Source organism: Blattabacterium cuenoti, assembly GCF_014252075.1.
In the GTDB taxonomy this organism is placed as follows: domain Bacteria; phylum Bacteroidota; class Bacteroidia; order Flavobacteriales; family Blattabacteriaceae; genus Blattabacterium; species Blattabacterium cuenoti_AC.
This window is the reverse complement of sequence record NZ_CP059209.1, coordinates 592436-615213: the sequence shown is the minus strand read 5'-3', so window position 1 is coordinate 615213 and position 22778 is coordinate 592436. Positions and strand designations below refer to the sequence as shown.

The following is a 22778-nucleotide window of genomic DNA, read 5'->3' as shown; positions in this document are numbered from 1 at the left end:
AAAAATTTGAAATGGATAAATTTTTGATAACTGGATTAGGAAATCCTGGATCTTTATATGAAAAAACAAAACACAATCTTGGATTTTTAATTTTAGATCAAATTGCTAAAAAACATTTTTTTTCTTTTTCAAAGAAAAAACTCGGATTCATTTCCGAATTCAGTTTTCAAAAAAAATTAATTTTTTTTTTAAAACCTTCCACTTTCGTTAATCATAGTGGTCAATCTGTTAAATATTGGATGATAAAAGAAAAAATTTTCTTAAAAAATGTTCTTATAATATCTGATGATATTTATCTTAATTTCGGGAGTTTTCGTTTAAGAGGAAAGGGAAGTAGTGGAGGACATAATGGATTAAAAAGCATAGAAAAAGAAATAGGAACATCACATTATGCACGTCTTCGTTTTGGGATTAAAAAAAATCATTTGAATAAAAAGTTAGATGATTATGTATTAGAAAATTGGAAAAATGAAGAAATAAATTGTTTATTTTCTAAATTAGATATAGGAGTAAAAATAGTATTTTCTTTTGTAACAAATGGACTACAAAAAACGATGAATTTATTCAATAATAATTTTTAGTCAACCTTGTAGTTTAATTAGGATAGAATATAGGATTCCGATTCCTATGGTATGGGTTCGAACCCCTTCAAGGTTATTTGATTTGTTTATTAACCTAATTCTTATTATGTATGCATCATATTCGCAATTTCTGTATTATTGCACATATAGATCACGGAAAAAGTACATTGGCAGATCGTTTATTAGAGTTTACAAAAACTGTTTCAGAAAGAAAAGGAAATCAGTTATTAGATGATATGGATTTGGAGAGAGAACGTGGAATAACTATTAAAAGTCACGCTGTTCAAATGGAATATAAATATAATGATCAAATGTACATTCTGAATTTAATAGACACTCCTGGTCATGTCGACTTTTCTTATGAAGTATCACGTTCTATTGCTGCGTGTGAAGGAGCTTTACTTGTAGTGGATTGTACTAAAAGCGTACAAGCTCAAACTATATCAAATCTTTCTTTGGCCTTGAAAAAAAATCTTGTTATTATTCCAATTTTGAATAAAATTGATTTGTCGGATTCTATTTCTGAAAAAGTAATGGAAGAAATAATGGAGTTAGTTCAATGTAAAAAGGAAGACATTATTCCTGTCAGTGCTAAAAATGGACTAGGAATTAGTAATATCTTGGAAAAGATTATAACATGCATTCCTTATCCAAAAGGGGATCCAGAAGCCCCTTTGCAAGCTATAATTTTTGATTCTTTATATAATCCATTTACAGGAGTTGAAGCTTTTTTTAGAGTCAAGAATGGTTCTATTCGAAAAGGACAGAAATTACGATTTATGTCCACAAAAAAAGTTTATTATGCTTATGAAATAGGAATCCTTAAATTAAAACGTGTTTCTAAAAATAGAATTAATACGGGAGATGTTGGATATGTTGTTTCTGGAATAAAAAATACTTATGAAGTAAAAGTAGGAGATACAATAACAGACGCTAATAATCCATCTATTCAAGCTATAGAAAAATTTGAAGAGGTTAAACCTATGGTTTTTGCAAGTATTTATCCAGTTGATTCCGATAAATATGAGGAATTACATTCTTCTATGGAAAAATTGCATTTAAATGATTCGGCTCTTTCTTTTAGTAGTGAATCATCTCCTGCTTTAGGGTTTGGTTTTCACTGTGGTTTTTTAGGATTACTTCATATGGAAGTAGTTAAAGATCGTTTAGAACGAGAATATGGAATTTCTGTAATTCTTACCATTCCTAATGTTTCTTATAAAGTTCATATGAAAAATGATCAAGTTATTTTAGTTAATAATCCTTCAGATTTTCCAGAAATGGAAAAATTTAAAAAAGTAGAAGAACCTTATGTTCTAGTTTCTATTTTTACTAAAGATGTTTATATAGGAAGTATAATATCTTTATGTATCGGTAAACGTGGAATCATGATTGAAAATCAAAATTATTTGACATCTGAAAGAATAAAAATTACATTTGAAATGCCTTTATCCGAAATTGTATTTGATTTTTATGATAAATTAAAAACAATTTCAAGAGGATATGCTTCTTTTGATTATAGTTTTATTGGTTATAGAAATTCAGATTTAAAAAAAATTACTGTATTGATTAATCATAAAAAAATAGAATCCTTATCTCTTTTGGTTCATAAAAATAAAGCTTCCTTTTTGGCAAAAAAAATATGTCAAGAACTAGCTGTTTTGATTCCAAAACATCAATTTAGTATTCCTATTCAAGTTTCTATATCTGGGAAAATTATAGCAAGAGAAACTATTAAAGCTTTAAGAAAAAATGTAACTGATAAATGTTATGGAGGAGATGTTTCTCGTAAAAGAAAACTTATAGAAAAACAAAAGAAAGGAAAGAAAAAAATGCGAAAAATAGGAAAAGTTGAAATTCCATCATCTGCTTTTATGACTTTTTTGAAAGTTAAAAATTAATTTTACAAACATAAATCAAAAAATTATTTAATATGTCTATTAAAATAGGAATAAATGGGATTGGAAGAATAGGAAAACTAGTTTTATTATCTGCTTTAAATAGAAAAAATATTGAAGTAGTATGTGTAAATGATTTAGTTTCTATAGAGTATTTAGCTTATATATTAAAATATGATTCAGTTCATGGTTATTTTAAAGGAAATATTCGTATAGAAGATGAAAATTATTTAGTTATAAATGAAAAGAGAGTAAGAGTGACTAATCAAAAGGACCCTAATAAACTCAATTGGGGGAAATTAAATGTAGAATATGTTGTTGAATCTACTGGACTTTTTTTAACAAGAGATTTATCTAATGCACATTTGAAATCAGGAGCTAAAAAAGTTATTTTATCAGCTCCTCCTAAAGATGATATTCCTATGTTTGTAATGGGAGTTAATCATACAAAAATAAACCCAAATGAAAATATAGTATCAAATGCTTCCTGTACGACGAATTGTTTATCTCCAATTGTCAAAGTGTTAAATGATAATTTTGGAGTATTAGAGGGCTTAATGACCACTATCCATGCTTCCACTGCTACTCAAAAAGTTGTTGATTCTGTTTCTTCTAGAGATTGGAGAGGAGGAAGGTCTTCATTAAATAATATTATTCCTGCATCAACGGGAGCGGCTAATGCCGTTGGAAAAATTATCCCAAATTTAAATGGAAAATTAACTGGAATGGCTTTTAGGGTTCCTGTTCCAGACGTATCTGTGCTAGATTTTACAGTTATTTTGAAAAATAGAACCAATTATGATCAAGTTAAACACTGTATGAAAAAAGCTTCTGAAACAACATTAAAAGGAATACTAGGATATACGGAAGAAGCTGTTGTTTCTTCAGATTTTATAGGAGATGATAGAATTTCTATTTTTGATGCTAATTCTAGCATAATGTTGAGTCAAAACTTTTTAAAAATAGTTTCTTGGTATGATAATGAGGTTGGTTATTCCACAAAATTAGTAGATCTTATTCATTACATGTCTTCCATATGTTCTTAGGATAGAAATTTATGGAATCTTTTTTAAGAAGGAAAACTTTTTTTTACACGAATCTACTTGAAAAATAAAATTTTTTATTCCATTACTTATCATTAAAAAAGGAGACTGTATTACAGTGTTATATATGGAAATTTGGTCAAAAGCTTTTTGTTTTATAGGGATTTTAGGAGCTTTACATTCAATAAGTATATGTGGTTTTTCATTCAGTTGAACTAGAATATCTATTCTTTTATTTAGTTTGTTTATTTGTAAAGGAAATTCTATCCATATGTTCAAGTTTTTGTAATTTTTTACTTTTTTTAACAAAAAAATTATATATTGTCGTGTGACTTCCTCCTGAGTAAATGAATAAAATTTTTTTCTAATCGAACAAAATATATAGATTTTGTTTTTGATTCGATTTAAATGTAAATGTTTTTTAATAAAAAGATTGAAAATATGCATGACAATTATAATAAAACCAACTTCAGAAGTTAGTTCAAAAAAAGAAATTTTTATTAGAAAAAAATATTTTTATGCTAAAAAAAATACAAGATTGTGTTATTATTGGATCTGGACCTGCTGGTTATTCTGCTGCTATTTATGCGTCAAGAGCAGATCTTAATCCTATTTTATTTGTAGGATTTCAGCCAGGAGGACAATTAACTACTACAACGATCGTTGATAATTATCTTGGATTTCCTGCAGGAATAGATGGAATAGATTTTATGGAAAATTGCAAAAAACAAGCAGAACGTTTTAATACTATAATTATAAATCAATCCGTAACAAATGTATTTTTATCCAATCAGAAAGGAGGAGTACATCGTATTTTTATTGAAAAAGAAAAAGAATGTATCAAAAGCAGAGGAGTTATTATAGCGACAGGATCTCGTCCTAAGTTTTTAGGAATAGATAGAGAAAGAAAATTAATAGGATTAGGAATTTCGTTTTGTGCTACTTGTGATGGATTTTTTCACAAAGGAAAAGATGTAGCAGTGATAGGGGGAGGAGACACCGCTTTAGAAGAAGCAAATTATTTATCAAAAATTTGCAAAAAAGTATATTTGATAGTTAGAAAAAATTATTTGATAGCATCCAAAATATTACAATCCTATATTTCAAAAAGAAATAATATAAATGTCTTATTTTGTTCTAATCTCACAAAAATCATTGGAAATGATTTTTTGGAAGGAATTAAGATATTTAATCATGAAAAAAAAACAATTACTACTCTTCTAATTAGCGGGTTGTTTATTGCAATAGGTCATATTCCCAATACAGAAATTTTTAAAAATAAATTAGATTTGGATGATAGAGGGTATGTTATTGTTAAAAAAGGAAGCACTATAACTAATAAGCCAGGAGTATTTGCTGCAGGGGATGTACAGGATCCGAATTATAGGCAAGCTATTACTTCTGCTGGGACTGGATGCATGGCTGCATTAGATTTGGAAAGATATTTATCTTTATATCATGAAAGAATGGAATGATCATTTCTTTGATTTTTTAGTTTCTCACGCAAAAGTTTATGGTTTTATTTTTCCTTCTAGTGAAATTTATGGAGGATTAAATGCTGTTTATGATTATGGTCCGTATGGAATTGAATTAAAAAATAATATAAAGGAATTTTGGTGGAAAACAATGACTATTCTTCATGAAAATATAGTAGGAATAGATTCCTCTATACTAATGCGTAATGACATTTGGAATGCATCAGGGCACGTGAATGAGTTTAATGAATTATTAATTGATAATAAGGATTCCAAAAAAAGATATCGTCCTGATCTTTTGATTAAAGAACATGTAGAAAAAAAATTTTCAAATCATCCTAAAAAAAAAGAAGATATATTATTTCGTTTATCTCAATCTTTAAAAAAAAAGGATTTATTAGATCTCAAAATTTTATTTGATGAATTAAATATTTTTGATTCTATTTCTAAAACGAAAAATTGGACAGAAATTCGTCATTTTAATATGATGTTTAAAATAAAAAATGAAAATAAAAAAGATTTATATCTTCGTCCAGAAACAGCTCAAGGAATATTTTGTAATTTTCATAATGTAAAAAAATCTACCAGAATGAAAATTCCATTTGGAATAGCTCAAATAGGAAAATCATTTAGAAATGAAATATTTGCAAGAAAATTTCTTTTTAGAATGAGAGAATTTGAGCAAATGGAAATGCAATTTTTTATTCTTCCTGAAGAAGAAAAAAGATGGTATGAATACTGGAAAAATGTCCGTTTAAAATGGCACTTAATTTTGGGAGATAAAAAGAATTATAAATTACGTAATCATGATCATTTGGCACATTATGCTAGTTTAGGTGCAGATATTGAATATCATTTTCCTTTTGGGTTTCAAGAAATAGAAGGGATCCATTCTCGAAGAGATTTTGATTTGAAAAAACATGAATTTTTTTCAAAAAAAAAATTAAGAGTCTTTGAATCAAAAAAAAACTATATTCCTTATGTGATAGAAACATCTCTAGGGTTAGATCGTCTTTTTTTAGCTATTTTTTCTTCTTCTCTTAAAAAGGAAGAATTAGTAGAAAATAGAACTATACGTATAGTTCTAAAACTTCCTTCTTACTTATCCCCTGTCAAAGGAGCTATTCTTCCATTAGTTGGAAAAGATGGATTACCAGAAATTGCAAAAAAAATATTTGATGAATTTAAAATGAATCATAAATTGATTTATGATCAAAAAGAATCTATTGGTAAATTATATCGAAGACAAGATGCAATAGGAACACCTCTATGTTTTACAGTGGATTATAAAACTATAGAAACAGATACAGTAACTATGAGATGTAGAGATAGCATGAAACAAAAAAGAATTCATATCAAAAATATATCCAGAATAATCGAAAATGAAACTGGACTAGAAAAAATTTTAAAAAAACTATCTGATTTTATATAATTCTATTTTTTTTCTCTGATTTCAGCTTTCAATTCTTTTTTTAAGAAAAATTCAATTTTTTTCATGGAATTTCTAATAATTTTGTCAGTCAATGTTTCTTTTTTACTTTCAAAAAAGAAACTTACAGTATAGGATCTTTTTGATTTTGGCAGATTTTCTCCTTCATAGAAATCATATATTTTAATTTTTTTAATCACATGGTTTTTTTCTTTCTTTATTAATTGATTGATTTTTTCAAAAGAAATAGTTTTATCGACTAATAAAGATAAATCTCTTCTTGAAGTAGGAAATTTAGAAAACGGAACATAAATTATTTTTTTTTCTTGAATAATAGAAATTAAATATTCCCAATCAATTTCCGCATAAAAAATCTCTTTTTTTTTCAAAAAATTATTTTTAAATTTTCCTAGTACAACTAGATTTTTGTTTTTATATAACATAGAAATACTATTTTCTAATAAAGGATGTTTAGAAAATATTTGACTGTAATTGTTTATTCCGCTTTTTTGAAAAATTTGTTCAATAATTCCTTTTAAATAAAAAAAAGTCTGAAATCCAACATATTTTTTTTCTATTTTTTGTGATATAATAATTCCGAGATATGTTTTTTCAAAAAATTTATCATTCTGCTTATAGTATATTTTTCCTATTTCAAAAAATTTGATATTGGAATTATAATAATTGATTCTGTTAGAATTATATTCTATACAATCTATCATACCAAATAATAAACTGGAACGCATAAATTTATAATTTTGATTAATTGGATTAATAATTCTAATTTTTTCTCTATTAAAAAAAGAATTTAGTAAAGTGGAATATTGATCTTCATATCTCATAGTGGAAGAAATAATTTCCTGAAATCCATAACAAATTAATTGTTCGAAAAGCTTTTTTTGTATTTTATGTTCTGTTTTGTAAAAAAAGTCAGGAATTGGAGATATTTTTACTTGATCAGATATTTTAATTTTGTTTATGCCATAGATACGCAATATTTCTTCGATTAAATCAATTTCTCTTTTAACATCTATTCTGTAAAGGGGGACACAGACAAATAAACATTTGTGATTTTCAGAATGAATTACAATTTCCAATAATGATAAAATTTTTTTAATTTTATTTCTGGATATTTTTTTTCCTAGAACATTTCTAATTTTATTATATCTGAGTTTGATTGTTGAAGGATAAATCGGACTAGGATAAACATCAATAATATGAAAAAATATTTTTCTTTTTGTTATGCTTTTTATAATAAAGGCAGTTCTTTGTAAAGCAAATACAGTTTGATTCGGATCTACCCCTCTTTCAAAAAGATATTGTGATTCTGTTTTTATTAAGTGTTTTCTTCCAATTAAACGGATAATAACAGGGCTAAAACAAGCACTTCCAAGAAAAATATTTTTAGTTTCTACATGAATATCAGACTGAATACTATTAATTACTCCAGCAATAGACAATGGCTTTTTTGTATCACAGATAACTAGATCTTCTTCATCAAGTTTTCGTTTAATGCAATCTGAAGATTGAAAATATGTATTTTTTTCCGCATTTTTTATGATAATTTTTTTTTCTTCTATTTGATCCATATCAAAAACATGGATAGGTTGCCCTAATTCATACATCACAAAATTTATAACATCCATAACATTGTTGATAGATTTTATCCCTATAGATTCTAGTCTAGAAACTAACCAATAGGGAGAAGGTTCTATTCTTATTCCATAAATTGACATTCCGGAATATCTGATACATTTTTTATTTTCTTGTATAAAAACTTGAACGTGATATTTATTATGATGATATACATCATCATTTATGATTATAGGTTTGGATAAATAGACTGTGTCTTTACGTAATTTTAAAAAGGCATACAAATCACGCGCTATTCCATAATGGCTCATAGCATCCGTACGATTGGGGGTTATTTCCACATCTAAAATAGAGTCTTCTATTTCATCCTCATTGAATATTTTTTTTATACTTTTTACTGGTAACCCAATATCAGTTAAAATACCAGATACTGTTTCTGCATTAATATCAATAGATATATATTTTTTTAACCAATTGAATGATATTTTCATATTGTAGACATAATCAATATAGAAATGGATTCTTCTTTTTTACTCTCTTCATTAGAAAAAGGTTTTAAAATACCTATTTTATTTGAATGATACAGTTCGAAACAAATAAAGTTTTCATTTAAAGAAGATAAAATTTCAATTAAAAATTTAGAATTGAAACCCATTTTTATACTTTTTGTTTTTTTTAAATCATCAAAAATCGGTTTACATTGAATTTCAGATTCAAAATTATCATTATTAACAGAGGTTTGTTCACGTATTTTCAATTTATTATGATTTAAGTGAAATCGAATAAAATTCTTTCTATTTTTAGAAAAAATAGAAATTCTTCTGATGGTATTTAATAATAAAAGTCTATTGATAACAAGAGAAACGTCACGATTATTATTAGGAATAACAGAATTGTAATCTGGATATTTTTCATTGATTAATCTACATGAAAAAATATGATTTTGAAAATGAAAGACTATATCAATCTCATTGTTGTATTCAATGATGACATTGCTCTTTTTTTCCTCTTTTAAAATTTTTCTAATTATATCAAGAGATTTTTTTGGAATAGTAAATTCAATAGATTTATCAAATTTCAAATTTTTGATAGTATATTTCACGAGACGAAAAGTATCTGTTGCTACAAAATTTGCTTCATAAGGAGAAAATTTAAAAAAAACTCCATTCAGGATTGTTTGAAATTTTTTATCTCCAACAGCGAATAACGTTTGATTTAATATCTTTGAAAGAAGATTTGAAAATAAAGTTATTTTCATAGTAGATGATCTCAATATGGATCTTTTTTTCTGAAAAAAATCAATTGATTCCTCATGAAAAAAGATAGGTATTTTATAAGATCCTTGTTCAGAAAAAATATTCAGTGCATTTTTTTTTTTCTTAAAAAGAAGAGTTTCATTCGGAAATGTGGTTAAAATATCTATCATAAATTTAGTAGATACGACTACTTTTTCTTTTGTATATTTTTTTGCATAAACCTTGATAGAAGTGTTAATTATATTTTCTGAATCACTGAAAGCAATAATTTTCAATTGATTTTCTATGATTTCAAAAATCAAATATCTTGAACTTGAATTTTCAGAATTTACAATTTTATATAAAGTATGTAATTTTTGTAATAGAAAATGACTAGAAACAAAGAAATACATATTTTTTGTGTTTTAACTAATATCTGAATATAAATAGCGTGAGGGGGATTTGAACCCCCGACCTCTGGGTTATGAATCCAACGCTCTGACCAACTGAGCTATCACGCCTGATATTTTTTTTTAAAAAACACATAACACCATAATAAAGTTAGTATATTTTTGTTTTATACCTTTTAAAAAAAAATTATGACTTTTGATTTAAGTAATTATAGAAAAAATTATCATAAAAATTCTTTATTAGAATCTGAAATTCCAAAGGACCCTTTTCAATTGTTTCATAATTGGTTTCAACAAGAAAAGCTTTTCCATAAAAAAAATAATGAGGAAATTAACGCTATGTCTATTTCCACTATAGGAAAAGACGGTGGTCCAGAAACTAGAATTGTTTTGCTTAAAGAATATTCTGAAAAAGGATTTGTTTTTTATACAAATTATTATAGTTTTAAAGGAAGATCCATTCAAAACATACCTAAAGTATGTATTTCTTTTTATTGGAAAAATACAGAAAGACAAATTCTTATTAAAGGAATAACATCTAAAATAAAAAAAGAAAAATCGGATGAATATTTTCAAAAAAGACCTAAAAAAAATCAAATAGGATGTTGGGCGTCTAAACAAAGTACGACCATTTCATCCAAAGAATATTTATTAAAACAATATAATAAATGGAATAATTTTTTTGATAAAAAAATTATAAAACGTCCTTTTTATTGGGGTGGATATATTATAAAACCTTATAATATGGAATTTTGGCAGGGGCAACCCAATAGACTTCATGACAGATTAGTTTACAGTCTAGAAAAAGAAAAAAAATGGATTTTGTATAGATTGTCTCCATAAATAAGATAAAGTTTGTATAGAGAAAACAAACTTTATCTTCTAAGAAATTTACAATTTTGTTAATTCTGCTCCTATTTTGAATTTAGCCACTTTTTTTCCTGGAATGTGTATTTTTTTTCCTGTTCTAGGATTTACTCCGTTTCTAGGATGTCTTTCTACAACAGAAAAGGTTCCGAATCCTACGAGGGTTACCTTATCTCCTTTTTTTAATGATTCAATTACTGTTTCAATAAATGCATCTGTAACATTTTTAGCTTTTATTTTTGTTATTCCAGTTTTTTCAGCTATTGAATTAACCAATTCCGTTTTGTTCATGAATTTGTATAATTAATTTAATTTTAATTAACTATAAAACAATCTTATAATTAACGATAGCAAATATAAAATATTTATAAAGGATAAATAGATACAACCTAATAAAAATATTGTTTTACCGAACAAAAAGATTTTTTCTTATTTTTATTCCATTAATTAAGTTTTTTATATTCATTCTTTTTTTTCCTTCTATTTGTCCTTCAATAATAGATATAAAACCTTCTTTAACGGATATTCGCATTTCAGATGATGATATATTGAATATTAATCCAATAGGAATAGAATGTTTTTTGAGTATTTTTTTTACGACAAAAATTTTGAATCTCACAAATTTCTTTTTATGAAAAAATAATAAAGTCCATGCAGCAGGATGAGGGCTTAATCCTCTTATTTTATTATAAATGGATTCAATAGAAGGATCGTCCCATTGTATTCTACAATTTTTAGTAGATATTTTTGGAGCATACTTTAAAGAATTTATATTTTTTTGATCAATAGGTTTTATTTGTTTTTTCATAATTTTTTCTAAAGTTTTTATAATCATAGATCCACTCATTTTTTTGAGTTTATATTCTAATTCTCCTGCAGTCTCCTCTTTTCCTATTTCTATTTCTTTTTGGAAAAGAATTTTTCCAGAGTCTATTTTTTCTTCTATGAAAAAAGTTGTTAATCCAGTTTTATTTTCTCCATTAATAATGACCCAATTGATAGGAGCAGCCCCCCTATATTGTGGAAGAAGAGATGCATGTAAATTAAAAGAACCCATTTTAGGTAAATCCCACACTTTTTTAGGTAAAATTTTGAAAGAAACAACAATTTGTATATCTGCATTCCATGCTTTCAGATTTTTTAAAAAGGTATCATCAAGAAGATTTCCAGGTTGTAAAAAAGGAATATTATTTTCCAATGCATATTTTTTTACAGGAGAAAAATATTTTTCATTTTTATGAATGGGATTATCAGGACTTGTAATTACCCCTACTATATTATATTGTTTCATGTATAATTCTTTTAAAGAGAAAAGTGAAAAATTTGTTGACCCTATGAATACAATTTTTGGAAACTTTTTCATGTAATTTATTTGTAATTTAAATTCACTAATTTTATCTTGTAATTTTATGAAAAAGTTCATTGATTTTTGAAAATCAAATATATAAAAATATCATTTTTTTGATTTTTTTTAATATTAAATATAGAAAATATCAATATATGTATTGGACTTTAGAATTAGCTTCTCATTTAGAAGATGCCCCTTGGCCTGCAACAAAGGAAGAATTGATTGATTTTGCTATTCGTACTGGAGCCCCTTTGGAAGTGGTTGAAAACCTTCAACAATTAGAAAATGGAGAAGGAGAGGTTTTTGAATCTATAGAAGATATATGGGCCGATTATCCACGTGACGATGAAGATTTTTATTGGAATAGAGATGAATATGAACTTTAAATTATTTATTTTTTGACTTAGAATGAGTTTTATCAGAAAAATATTAAATAAATTATTAGTTAACAAAAGTGAAAGGGACCTTAAAGAGGTTAGAAAATTTTTGGTTCAAATCAAAGAAGAGGAAAAAAAGATCTCTTTATTGTCTGATGATGAATTGAGAAATAAAACTTATAATTTTAAGAAAATTATAAAAGAGTCTATAAAAAAATTTGATGAAGAGGAAAAAAATTTGTTAAAAAAAATACAAGAAAAATTTTGTTCTATTAGCGTTTTGCAAAAAATATACTTTAGTATAGAAGAAATTAGAGAAAAACGTTATAGTATAGAACAAAAAGAATTGATGAATATTTTACCTCAAGCCTTTGCTTTAATTAAAGAAACGGCCAAACGTTTAAAAAAAAATGAGAAACTTGTAGTAAAAACGACCTCTTTCGACCAAAAATTATCCGAAAAAAAGTCTTATGTATTTTTGGATGAAAATGAATCTATTTGGAAAAATAAGTGGGATGCATATGGAAAATCAATAGTTTGGGATATGGTCCATTACGATGTTCAATTAATGGGAGGGGTCGTATTACATCAAGGAAAAATAGCTGAAATGGCAACAGGAGAAGGAAAGACTTTTGTAGCTACTTTAGCTGCTTATTTAAATGCTTTATCTGGAAGAGGAGTGCATATTGTCACAGTTAATAATTATTTATCTAGAAGAGATACGGGATGGATGGCCCCTTTAATGGAGTTTCATGGATTAAAGGTTGATTGTATTGATAATTATTCATCTTCTGATGTACAAAAACGTAAGATAGCATATCAAGCAGATATTACTTATGGAACAAATAATGAGTTTGGATTTGATTATCTGAGAGATAATATGGCTTCTTCTCAAGAAGAATTAGTTCAAAGAGAATTAAATTATGCCATTATAGATGAAATTGATTCTGTATTGATAGATGAAGCACGTACTCCTTTGATTATATCTGGACCTGTAGACCCTAAAAAAGATAATAAAGAGGAGTTTGAATTATTTAAAGGAAAAGTCGAAGACCTTGTTAATAAACAAAATATAATAGTTAATAGTTTTTTGCAGGAAACAAAAAATTTGATAAAAAATGGAAATAAAAAATTAGGAGGATTAAAATTATTTCAGGCTCATCGTGGATTACCAAAGAAAAAGTCCTTAATTAAATTTTTGAGTGAAGATAATATACGTTTGATTTTACAAAAAACTGAAAATCAGTATTTACAAGATTATGGAAGAGAAATGTATAAAGTAGACAAAGATCTTTATTTTGTGATTGATGAAAAAAATAACACAGTAGAATTAACAGATAAAGGAATTGAGTTTTTATCTGGAAATGTGGAAGATGCAAGTTTTTTTGTATTGCCAGATGTGAATATGGAACTTGCTGATTTAGAAAAAAATAAACTTCCTAAAGAAAAAGAAATCAAGGAAAAAGAAAAACTTTTGAAAAATTTTTCTATTAAATCGCAAAGAATACATACTATCAATCAGCTTCTTAAAGCTTTTACTTTGTTTGAGAAAGATGTGGATTATGTTGTTTTGGGTGGTAAAATAAAAATAGTAGATGAACAAACTGGTCGTATTATGGAAGGAAGACGTTATTCAGATGGCTTGCATCAAGCTATAGAAGCGAAAGAAAATGTACAGATAGAATCTTCCAGTCAAACTTTTGCGACAATTACTTTGCAAAATTATTTTAGAATGTATAGAAAAATATCTGGAATGACGGGGACAGCGGAAACGGAATCCGGAGAATTTTGGCATATTTACAAACTGGATGTGGTCGTTATCCCTACACACAGGATTGTACAAAGAAAAGATTTGCAGGATCTTGTTTTCAAAACAAAACGAGAAAAATATAATGCAATCATAGAAAAAATTATTCATTTGTCTAGACATGAAAAACGTCCAGTTCTTGTTGGAACAACCTCTGTTGAGGTTTCAGAATTTTTAAGTAGGGCTTTAAAATTCAGGAAAATACCGCATAATGTTTTAAATGCAAAATTGCATGAAAAAGAAGCAGATATTGTAGCAAAAGCAGGATTATCTGGATCTGTTACTATAGCGACTAATATGGCAGGTAGAGGGACAGATATTAAACTTTCAAAAGAGGTCATAAAAAATGGAGGATTAGCAGTTTTAGGTACAGAAAGGCATGATTCTAGAAGAGTTGACAATCAATTAAGAGGTAGATCTGGACGTCAGGGAGATCCAGGAAGTTCTCAATTTTATGTTTCATTAGAAGATAATCTAATTCGTTTATTTATTGATTCAGAAAGACTTTCAAAACTTATGGATAGATTTGGTCATAAAGAAGGGGATATTATACAACATCCTTTGTTAACAAAATCTATTGAAAAAGCACAAAAAAAAATAGAAGATAATAATTTTAGCATGCGAAAACGTTTGTTGGACTATGATGATGTAATTAATAAACAAAGAGAATTTATTTATAAAAAGCGAAAGAATGCATTATGTGGTAACGAATTGAGTTTAGATATTTCTAATATGGTTTATGTTTTATTAGATGTGATGATCTCGGTCAATAAATCTCTAAACGATTTTAAAAATTTGGAATATGAATTTCTTCAAATTTTTGATATGAAATTTCCGTTTCATGAGAGAGAGTTTTTATCTTATAAAGAACGTGATTGTGTGAATCAACTTCATGATATCATTATCAATTTTTATGATAAAAAAAAGAAAAAAATGATTGATATAGATATCATTCCAATTATATCTAATATTATTGTAAAAAATCAGGAAGATTATCAAATACAAGTTATTTTCACTGATGGACTGCAAAATGTAGTTTCTGTATCAGATTTGAAGGTCTTTTATAATACCCAAGGACGATCTTTATTATCAATATTTGAAAAAAAGACTATATTATGTTTTATGGATGAAAAATGGAAGGAACATTTACGTGATATGGATAGTTTGCGATATTCTGTACAAAATGCAGTTTTTGAACAAAAAGATCCTCTGATCGTTTATAAACAAAATGCTTTTAATTTATTTCAAGAAAGAGTTTATGATATCAATAAAAAAATTGTTTCTTTTTTGCTTAAATCTACCATAATGAGAGGTGATATTTTATGTATTCCAAAAAATAATATAAAAATGGATTTTTTAATGAAAAGTAAAAGTGGAAAAAAATTGGGTAGAAATAATAGAATTAACATTCGTCATTTAATTACAGGAGAAACGAAGAATATTAAATTTAAACAAGCCGAGTTTCTTTTAGAACAGGGCGAATGGGTTATAGAGGATGATTCTTTTTAGAACAATACGATTGTATTAATCAAAAATAAAACGTATATTTTTTTTCATAATTTTATTTTTTCTTTCTTGTTATCTTGGAATAAGTTTATGGTCAACAAGAAAAAGTTATGATTGTATAGATTATGTCCCATATAATACATTTGGTGTAGTTTTAGGCACTTCTAAATATTTACATGGAGGAGGAGTAAATGCTTATTTTAAGTATAGAATTGATGCTGCATTTTATCTTTTTTATCATAAAAAAATACGTTATATCATTGTAAGTGGAGATAATAGAGAAAAAAATTACAATGAACCAAAAATGATGAAGAAGGAATTAATAAGAAAAGGGATCCCTTCTTATTTTATATATGAAGATTTTCATGGAATTAATACTTTGCATTCTGTTTTAAGAGTTTATAAAATTTTTAATCAAAAAAGGTTTACAATTATATCTCAAAAGTTTCACAATGAAAGAGCTATTTTTATTGGAAATTGTTTAGGATTAGATGTTATTGGGTTTAACGCTCAAAGTCTTTCTTTTGACAGTAAAATACAAATTAGAGAATTTTTTGCTAGAATTAAAGCCTTATGGGATATTTTTTTGATTTTAAAAAAATCAGGATAGATAAGATAAGTATTTTTTCAAAATTTCTGCATTTTTGTATTTATGAGTATCTATCTCTAGAAGACAAGGTCTTTCTGATTTTTTCCAAAAAGAAGACAAACTATTTTTCATAGTGTGTTGATTAGACACCTTTTCGTATTTCCAACTATACATTTCGCATATTTTTTCTGCAGAAAAAATATGTTTTGTTTCAAAAAAATTGAAAATTTTTTCAGGGAATTTGGTTTTTGAAATAAATCTAAAAATGTTTCCACCTCCATTATTGATGAGTATAATACGAAAATTTTTTGGAACATAATTATTCCATAAAGCATTACTATCATAAAAAAAACTTATGTCTCCAATGATTAATGTGACTACTTTTTTGCTGCTTACGGAAGAACCTATAGCTGTTGAAACACACCCATCTATTCCTGATGTTCCACGATTACAATAAGATTGAATAGAACATTTTTTTTGATTAAAAAGTTCATAATATCTAATTATCATACTATTTCCTAATTGTAGAATTGAATTATTAGGAATGGATTTAAATACAAAAAATAAAACTTTTAAATCAGAAAAACTTTTTTCTTTTTTAAAAAAAAATTTATGTTTTTTGATTCTTTTTTTTTTTAATTTTTCCCATTTATATCTATAATCTGAAGCAGATAGATTATAATTTTTAAAAATTTTAAAAAATGATTCTGAAGTTATAGGCCAATAAGTAGTTAATTTATAATAAGTATCTGGGTAATTTTCATAATTTTCTCCTATATGCCAATGATATATTGGAGGGTATTTTCTCAAAAAAAACTTTATTTTTTTGGATATAATATTTATTCCAATAGTTAATAGAATATGAGGTTTTAAACTGATCCACTCTTTAACAGTCATATTAAAAATAAGTAGATCTATATTTGAGAAGAATAATTTTCCGGATACATGAGATGTTGTTTCTGTCAAAATAATAATAGATGGATCTAGGCTTAATTCTCTCAAAATCTTTTCCATATTTTTCTCTGGATAATGTAGTCCTAATAAAATCATTTTTCTTTTATATTTTTTCCACATAGATTGTTCTCTTTTATAAGATTTGGATGTTTCAAGAAAACAATTTTTTACAGGTATACTTTTTATGATTTTAGGTTTTACTTGTAATTGATTTGTTGTTTTATAAAGTGGATCTGAAAAAGGAATATTAATATGTATAGGTTTATTTTTTAAAATGCATTTGTTTATGGATTCATTAATTAATTTTTCATTGTACCATATTCCTGATTGAGATTCATCTTCTGTTAGTTGAACAGATGTTTCTACATGTTTTTGAAAAATATTTTCCTGATGAATTGATTGTCCTTCAAAAATATCTATAATTTCTTTTGGACGATCTGCAGTTACTAAAATAAGTGGAATTTTCTGATAAAAAGCTTCTGTTACTGCAGGATAATAGTTGACAACAGCAGATCCAGAAGTACAACTAATGACTACAGGTTTTCTGATTTGTTGTGCTATTCCTAAAGCAAAAAAACCTGCACAACGTTCATCTACAATGCTATAAGATTGAAAATCTTTATTTTGTGTAAAATGGATAATAATAGGAGCATTTCTAGATCCTGGAGATATGACGATATTGAATATGGATTTTTTTTTTAAAATCTCACCTAAACTTTGTACCACTTTTTTGTTTGAATACATTAAGATAATTTAAATTAATCCTCCATTTACATTTAATACAGAACCAGTAATATAACTAGATAAATCTGAAGCAAGAAATAAAGTGCAATTAGCTATCTCTTGAGGAGAACCTGGCCTTTTTAATGGAATATTATTTATCCAATTTTCTTTTATTTTATATTGAAAATGAGAATTCATTTTTGTAGCAATATATCCAGGGGCTATAGCATTACAACGAATATTTTTTTTTCCTAATTCTCTAGCTATTGATTTGGTAAATCCAATAATTCCTGCTTTAGATGCTGCATAATTGGATTGTCCAATATTTCCTGTTAATCCTATAACAGAACTCATATTAATAATACTTCCTTTTTTTTGTTTCATCATAGGATAAATGGTATATTTAGTTAAATTGAAAACAGAATAAAGGTTGGTTTTTATCACGAAATCCCAATCTTCTTTCGATATTTTAAGTAAAAAATTATCTTTGACCACGCCAGCATTATTTACTAATATATCTATTTTTCCGTATTTTTTTATGACTTTTTCAACTAAATTTTCTGAAGAATTTAAATCTGAAAGATCAATTTGATATGCTTCTACCGAATCTTTGAGTTCTAAAACCAATTTTTTCGCTTCATTTATTGAGGAATAAAATGTAAAAATAACATTAGCTCCATGTCTTGCAAAAGTTTTTACAATAGACTTCCCTATATCTCCTGAACCTCCTGTTACTATAGCTATTTTTCCATTTAATAATTTCATACAATAATGTGTTTATTTTTTATGATTTTATTTATTAATTGAAAGATCAAATTTAATTGTTCTTCTATGCTTAAAAACGTATTATCTATTTCTATAGAATCTATGGATTTTTTGAGTGGAGAAATTTTTCTGGAAGTATCCATAATATCTCTATGAATAATATTTTTTTGAACTTCCTCATAAGAAACTTTTTCTCCTTTTTTTTTGAGGTCTTGATATCTTCTATAAGAACGAACCTCTATAGATCCTTTCATAAATATTTTTAATTCTGATTTGGGAAAAATAGAATGTCCAATATCTCTTCCATCCATAACAATTCCTTTTTTTTCTCCAAAATTTTTCTGTATAAAAGTTAATTTTTCACGAATTTCAGGAATTTGAGCTATTAAACTAACTTTTTTTGTAATGTTTAAAGACCTTATCTCAGATTGTATATTTTCTTCATTTAAAAAAATATTTGTTTCATTGAGTTTTCTGTTCCATCTAAACTTAAAATTAATATCTCTTAGAACAGGAATAAAATTTCGTATATTCCACAAGTCGCTATTAAAAATTTTTTTTCTAATAGCTAATAAAGTAATTCCTCTATACATAGCTCCGGTATCTATATATTTATATTTTAGTCTTTTGGAAATTTCTTTTGCCAAAGTACTTTTTCCAGATGAAGAATATCCATCTATAGCTATAATAATCTTACGATTCATATTATGATGTAGTTAGTTCATATTTATATGATAGTAATTTATAGTAAAGTTTGACAGCTAAAAAATCTGTAGAAGATTCTTTTTCATTAGGCAAAAGTTCAACAATATCAAAACCTATGATTTCTTTTTTTTCAAAAACTTTTTTGAAAAATTTTAAAGTAGTATACCAATCTAATCCACCTGGTTCTGGTGTTCCAGTAGAAGGGGCTATACTTGGATCAAAAACATCTATATCTATACTAATAAATACATATTTTGACAATTTTTGAATGGATTTATGCATCCATAAATCGTTTTGATAAATTTCATGCATATAAAAAACGTTTCCTTTTTGAAGAAATTTTTTTTCAAGTATATCCATGCTACGAATACCTATTTGTATTAAGGTATATTTTTTAGAAGCTTCATGCATAGAACAAGCATGATTATACGGATTTCCTTTGTATGTAGGACGTAAATCTATGTGAGCATCCATATGAAGAATACTTAATTTTGGATATTTTTCTCCAAAAGCTCTAATGCTTCCTATTGATATAGAATGATCTCCTCCTATAAGAGTTACAAATTTTTCTTTAAAAAGGTATTTTTTTGTCACATTGTATACTTTTTGAACCATTTTTTTAGAAGATGTTGAATTATTTGCAACAGGAGGTGCAATAAAAATCCCTTTTCTATATACTTCTGAATTAGTTTCAATATCATATAATTCTATATGTTCAGATGCATCTAAAAAAGCTTCAGGACCTTTTTTAGAACCTTTTTTCCATGTTTGAGTGGAATCATATGGAACAGGAATTAATACCGTTTTAGATTTTTCAATTGTAGCATATTTTTTAGATATTCCTGCAAAAGTTTTTTTTTCATATAAAATTTTCAATAACCTAATATTTTTAATATTTCCTCAGGTCTCTGTGATTGACGAAATATTCTATATACCAAATTATTTTTTTCGTCATGATTTATCAATACATGAACAGGTTGTGGAATTAAACAATGATGGACTCCTCCATATCCACTAATTGTATCTTGATAAGCGCCAGTATTAAAAAAACCGATATAAAGTGGAGTTTTTTCACGAAAACAAGGAAGATATATAGCGTTCATATGTTGTTCTGAGTTATAATAATCATCACTATCACATGTTAATCCTCCCAAAAAAACTCTTTCGTAACAATCATTCCAACGATTAATAGCCATCATAATAAATCTTCGACTGATCGCCCAAGTATCAGGAAGTGTAGTCATAAAAGAACTATCTATCATATTCCATTTTTCTCTATCATTTTGACGTTTTTGATTAAGTATTTTATATAAAATACCTCCACTTTCTCCTACTGTATAAGCACCAAATTCCGTATATATATGTGGCTCTGAAACATTCTCTTCTTGACAAAATTTTTTTATTTGATAAACAATTTCATTAACCATATATTCATAATCATAATTGAAAGACATCGATGTTTTAATTGGAAAACCACCTCCTATATTCAGGATCTCTAATTCTGGTGCTATTTTTTTCAAACTAGCATAAATATGCAAACATTTAAAAAGTTCATTCCAATAATAAGCAGTATCTTTTATTCCTGTATTAATGAAAAAATGTAACATTTTTAGTTCCACTTTAGGATTGTTTTTTATTTTGTTTAAATAAAAAATAATAATGTCTTTATATCCTATTCCTAATCGAGAAGTATAAAACTCAAATTTTGGTTCTTCTTCAGAAGCTATACGTATACCCAATTTAAAAGGATTATTGATAACTAAATTTAGTTTTTCTAATTCATCTGAATTATCTAATATAGGAATTGTGTTATAAAAACCGTTATTTATCAATTCTGATATATTTTCAATGTAATTTTTTGTTTTAAATCCATTGCATATTACCTCAATTTTTTTATTAGTTTTTCCTTTTTGATAAAGATTTTTTACAATTTCTATATCATAAGCATATGAAGTTTCAATGCTTATATTATTTTTCAAAGCTTCTTCTAATATAAAAGAAAAATGAGAACTTTTTGTGCAATAACAATAAGTATATTTATTGTTATATTGATTAGAACGAATAGCTTTTTCAAACCATATTCTAGCTTTTTTTATGTTTTGAGATATTATTGGTAAATATGTAAATTTTAACGGAGTTCCATATTTTTGGATCAGATCCATTAATGGAATTCCATGAAATTCTAGTAGATTATTTTTAATAGAAAACTCCTCAGTGGGAAAATCAAAAGTTTGATCTATAAGATCAGCATAACGAATTTTCATTTGAATAAAATAGTTAAATTTGATTTTCTTTGTTTTTTTTATACATCAAAAATTTTTTTAAGAAAACGTCTATTTCACCATTCATTACGGATTGAATTTGTGTAGTTTCATAACCTGTTCTTAAATCTTTTACTAGTTTGTAAGGATGCATAATATAATTACGAATTTGAGACCCCCATTCTATCTTTTTTTTTTCAGATTCTATTTGATCTTTTTTTTCGTTTCTTTTAATCATTTCTATTTCAAATAATCTAGATTTTAAAAGTTGTAAAGCTTTTTGTCTGTTTTGCATTTGAGAACGAGATTCTGTATTTACTATCGTAATTCCTGTTGGATGATGACGTAACCTAACTCCTGTTTCTACTTTATTTACATTTTGTCCTCCTGCTCCACTAGAACGAAAAGTTTCCCATTGGAGATCAGGAATTTTAATCTCTATATCTATATTGTCATCTATCATAGGATAAACATAAACAGAAGAAAAAGAAGTATGACGTCTCGAATTGCTATCAAATGGTGATAGACGTATTAATCTATGGACTCCATTTTCTCCTTTCAAATATCCAAAAGCATAAATTCCATCGATTTCTAAAGTAACAGACTTGATTCCAGTAATGTCTCCAGATATGGAATTGATTTTCTTAACGAAATAATTGTGTTTCTCAGCCCACATAAAATACATTCTCATTAACATGGAAGTCCAATCACAACTTTCAGTTCCTCCTGCTCCAGAAGAAATTTGCAAAATAGCGTTGAATGAATCTTCTTTTTCTGATAGAAGATTCTTCAATTCTATATTTGAAAGCAATTTTTTAGTTTTATACAATTGTATTTCAAATTCTTTTTCTAAATTTTCTTCTTTAGAAAGAGAAAATATAATCTCTAATTCTTCTAAAGCGTTTTTTAATTCCATGAAATCATTGATGCATTTTTTCAAATTATGTATATATCTTATGGAATTTTTGTCTTTTTTATAATTCTTCCAAAAACTAGAATTTGTATTTTTTTTTTGTTCTTTCTCAAGAGACGCTTTGATTTTATCAATTTTTAGAATATCATGAATTTTATGAATTCTTTCTGAAATAGATTGAACCTCTTCTTTTTTTATCATAGTACGAAAATAAATATTTTTCAAAAACTATGCTGATCATAAATTTTTTTTATATTACAATTCAGAATAGAATCAAACCTAATTGGAACAAAAAATTT

Annotated in this window: 20 protein-coding genes and 2 tRNA genes; 10 read left to right on the top strand and 12 right to left on the bottom strand. The window is 26.2% G+C overall.

Going from position 1 to position 22778, the window contains the following annotated elements:
• The first annotated feature begins 11 nt into the window (after nt 1–11).
• The 4 genes from pth to gap all read left to right on the top strand — a co-directional run bounded on the left by pth (nt 12) and on the right by gap (nt 3525).
• Entirely contained in the window at nt 12–581 is a 570-nt protein-coding gene (pth, locus tag H0H47_RS03000) for an aminoacyl-tRNA hydrolase (protein WP_185865995.1), read from the top strand.
• Nucleotides 582–583: 2 nt separating this feature from the next.
• Nucleotides 584–657 (top strand) — tRNA-Arg (locus tag H0H47_RS02995).
• 34 nt (nt 658–691) lie between these two features.
• Entirely contained in the window at nt 692–2482 is a 1791-nt protein-coding gene (gene lepA / locus H0H47_RS02990; protein WP_185865994.1) for a translation elongation factor 4, read from the top strand.
• Nucleotides 2483–2514: 32 nt separating this feature from the next.
• On the top strand, nt 2515–3525 hold the full coding sequence (gap, locus tag H0H47_RS02985) for a type I glyceraldehyde-3-phosphate dehydrogenase (protein ID WP_185865993.1): 1011 nt from the start codon (nt 2515–2517) through the stop codon (nt 3523–3525).
• A gap of 9 nt (nt 3526–3534) precedes the next feature.
• Here gap and H0H47_RS02980 read toward each other — a convergent pair whose 3' ends face one another.
• Nucleotides 3535–3969, bottom strand: coding sequence for a type I restriction enzyme HsdR N-terminal domain-containing protein (locus H0H47_RS02980; protein WP_185865992.1), 435 nt, complete (start codon nt 3967–3969; stop codon nt 3535–3537).
• 71 nt (nt 3970–4040) lie between these two features.
• Here H0H47_RS02980 and trxB point away from each other — a divergent pair, with 71 nt between their 5' ends.
• Nucleotides 4041–4997 (top strand): thioredoxin-disulfide reductase, encoded by a 957-nt coding sequence (gene trxB / locus H0H47_RS02975; protein ID WP_185865991.1) that lies wholly within the window; start codon nt 4041–4043, stop codon nt 4995–4997.
• Complete coding sequence (locus tag H0H47_RS02970) at nt 4981–6429, top strand: glycine--tRNA ligase (protein WP_185865990.1); 1449 nt, start codon at nt 4981–4983, stop codon at nt 6427–6429. Before trxB ends, H0H47_RS02970 begins: the two co-directional genes overlap by 17 nt.
• Nucleotides 6430–6431: 2 nt before the next feature.
• On the opposite strand, the gene pheT is transcribed toward H0H47_RS02970, so the two are convergent.
• The 3 genes from pheT to H0H47_RS02955 form a co-directional block, all read right to left on the bottom strand.
• The gene (gene pheT, locus H0H47_RS02965; protein ID WP_185865989.1) at nt 6432–8510 is read right to left on the bottom strand and encodes a phenylalanine--tRNA ligase subunit beta; all 2079 of its coding nucleotides are present in this window, start codon (nt 8508–8510) and stop codon (nt 6432–6434) included.
• Complete coding sequence (dnaN, locus tag H0H47_RS02960) at nt 8507–9667, bottom strand: DNA polymerase III subunit beta (RefSeq protein ID WP_185865988.1); 1161 nt, start codon at nt 9665–9667, stop codon at nt 8507–8509. The genes pheT and dnaN overlap by 4 nt, the downstream gene beginning before the upstream one ends.
• A gap of 34 nt (nt 9668–9701) precedes the next feature.
• A tRNA-Met gene (locus H0H47_RS02955) sits at nt 9702–9775 on the bottom strand.
• A gap of 78 nt (nt 9776–9853) precedes the next feature.
• Here H0H47_RS02955 and pdxH point away from each other — a divergent pair.
• On the top strand, nt 9854–10507 hold the full coding sequence (gene pdxH, locus H0H47_RS02950) for a pyridoxamine 5'-phosphate oxidase (RefSeq protein ID WP_185865987.1): 654 nt from the start codon (nt 9854–9856) through the stop codon (nt 10505–10507).
• 48 nt (nt 10508–10555) lie between these two features.
• Here pdxH and H0H47_RS02945 read toward each other — a convergent pair whose 3' ends face one another.
• Both H0H47_RS02945 and fmt read right to left on the bottom strand, forming a co-directional pair.
• Nucleotides 10556–10822 (bottom strand): HU family DNA-binding protein, encoded by a 267-nt coding sequence (locus H0H47_RS02945; RefSeq protein ID WP_012840599.1) that lies wholly within the window; start codon nt 10820–10822, stop codon nt 10556–10558.
• 115 nt (nt 10823–10937) lie between these two features.
• Nucleotides 10938–11954: a methionyl-tRNA formyltransferase gene (gene fmt, locus H0H47_RS02940; protein ID WP_394366924.1), complete on the bottom strand. Its 1017-nt coding sequence runs from the start codon at nt 11952–11954 to the stop codon at nt 10938–10940.
• 77 nt (nt 11955–12031) lie between these two features.
• Between fmt and H0H47_RS02935 the strand changes: the two genes are divergently transcribed.
• From H0H47_RS02935 to H0H47_RS02925, 3 genes are read left to right on the top strand one after another with little or no spacing between them, the layout of a single operon-like run.
• Nucleotides 12032–12265, top strand: coding sequence for a DUF2795 domain-containing protein (locus tag H0H47_RS02935; protein ID WP_012821710.1), 234 nt, complete (start codon nt 12032–12034; stop codon nt 12263–12265).
• Between the two features lie 22 nt (nt 12266–12287).
• Nucleotides 12288–15572, top strand: coding sequence for a preprotein translocase subunit SecA (secA, locus tag H0H47_RS02930; RefSeq protein WP_185865986.1), 3285 nt, complete (start codon nt 12288–12290; stop codon nt 15570–15572).
• Between the two features lie 25 nt (nt 15573–15597).
• On the top strand, nt 15598–16179 hold the full coding sequence (locus tag H0H47_RS02925) for a SanA/YdcF family protein (protein ID WP_317168683.1): 582 nt from the start codon (nt 15598–15600) through the stop codon (nt 16177–16179).
• On the opposite strand, the gene menD is transcribed toward H0H47_RS02925, so the two are convergent.
• From menD to prfB, 6 genes are read right to left on the bottom strand one after another with little or no spacing between them, the layout of a single operon-like run.
• A complete protein-coding gene (menD, locus tag H0H47_RS02920) occupies nt 16171–17856 on the bottom strand; it encodes a 2-succinyl-5-enolpyruvyl-6-hydroxy-3-cyclohexene-1-carboxylic-acid synthase (RefSeq protein ID WP_185865985.1) in 1686 nt (561 codons plus the stop codon). The two genes, H0H47_RS02925 and menD, sit on opposite strands and share 9 nt — an antisense overlap.
• A gap of 9 nt (nt 17857–17865) precedes the next feature.
• Nucleotides 17866–18600, bottom strand: coding sequence for a 3-oxoacyl-[acyl-carrier-protein] reductase (gene fabG / locus H0H47_RS02915; protein WP_185865984.1), 735 nt, complete (start codon nt 18598–18600; stop codon nt 17866–17868).
• The gene (cmk, locus tag H0H47_RS02910) at nt 18597–19304 is read right to left on the bottom strand and encodes a (d)CMP kinase (protein WP_185865983.1); all 708 of its coding nucleotides are present in this window, start codon (nt 19302–19304) and stop codon (nt 18597–18599) included. The genes fabG and cmk overlap by 4 nt, the downstream gene beginning before the upstream one ends.
• Before the next feature lies 1 nt (nt 19305).
• Complete coding sequence (gene speB / locus H0H47_RS02905; RefSeq protein ID WP_185865982.1) at nt 19306–20181, bottom strand: agmatinase; 876 nt, start codon at nt 20179–20181, stop codon at nt 19306–19308.
• Nucleotides 20178–21569, bottom strand: coding sequence for a type III PLP-dependent enzyme domain-containing protein (locus tag H0H47_RS02900; RefSeq protein WP_185865981.1), 1392 nt, complete (start codon nt 21567–21569; stop codon nt 20178–20180). The genes speB and H0H47_RS02900 overlap by 4 nt, the downstream gene beginning before the upstream one ends.
• Before the next feature lie 13 nt (nt 21570–21582).
• A complete protein-coding gene (gene prfB, locus H0H47_RS02895) occupies nt 21583–22680 on the bottom strand; it encodes a peptide chain release factor 2 (protein WP_185865980.1) in 1098 nt (365 codons plus the stop codon).
• Between the last annotated feature and the right edge of the window lie 98 nt (nt 22681–22778).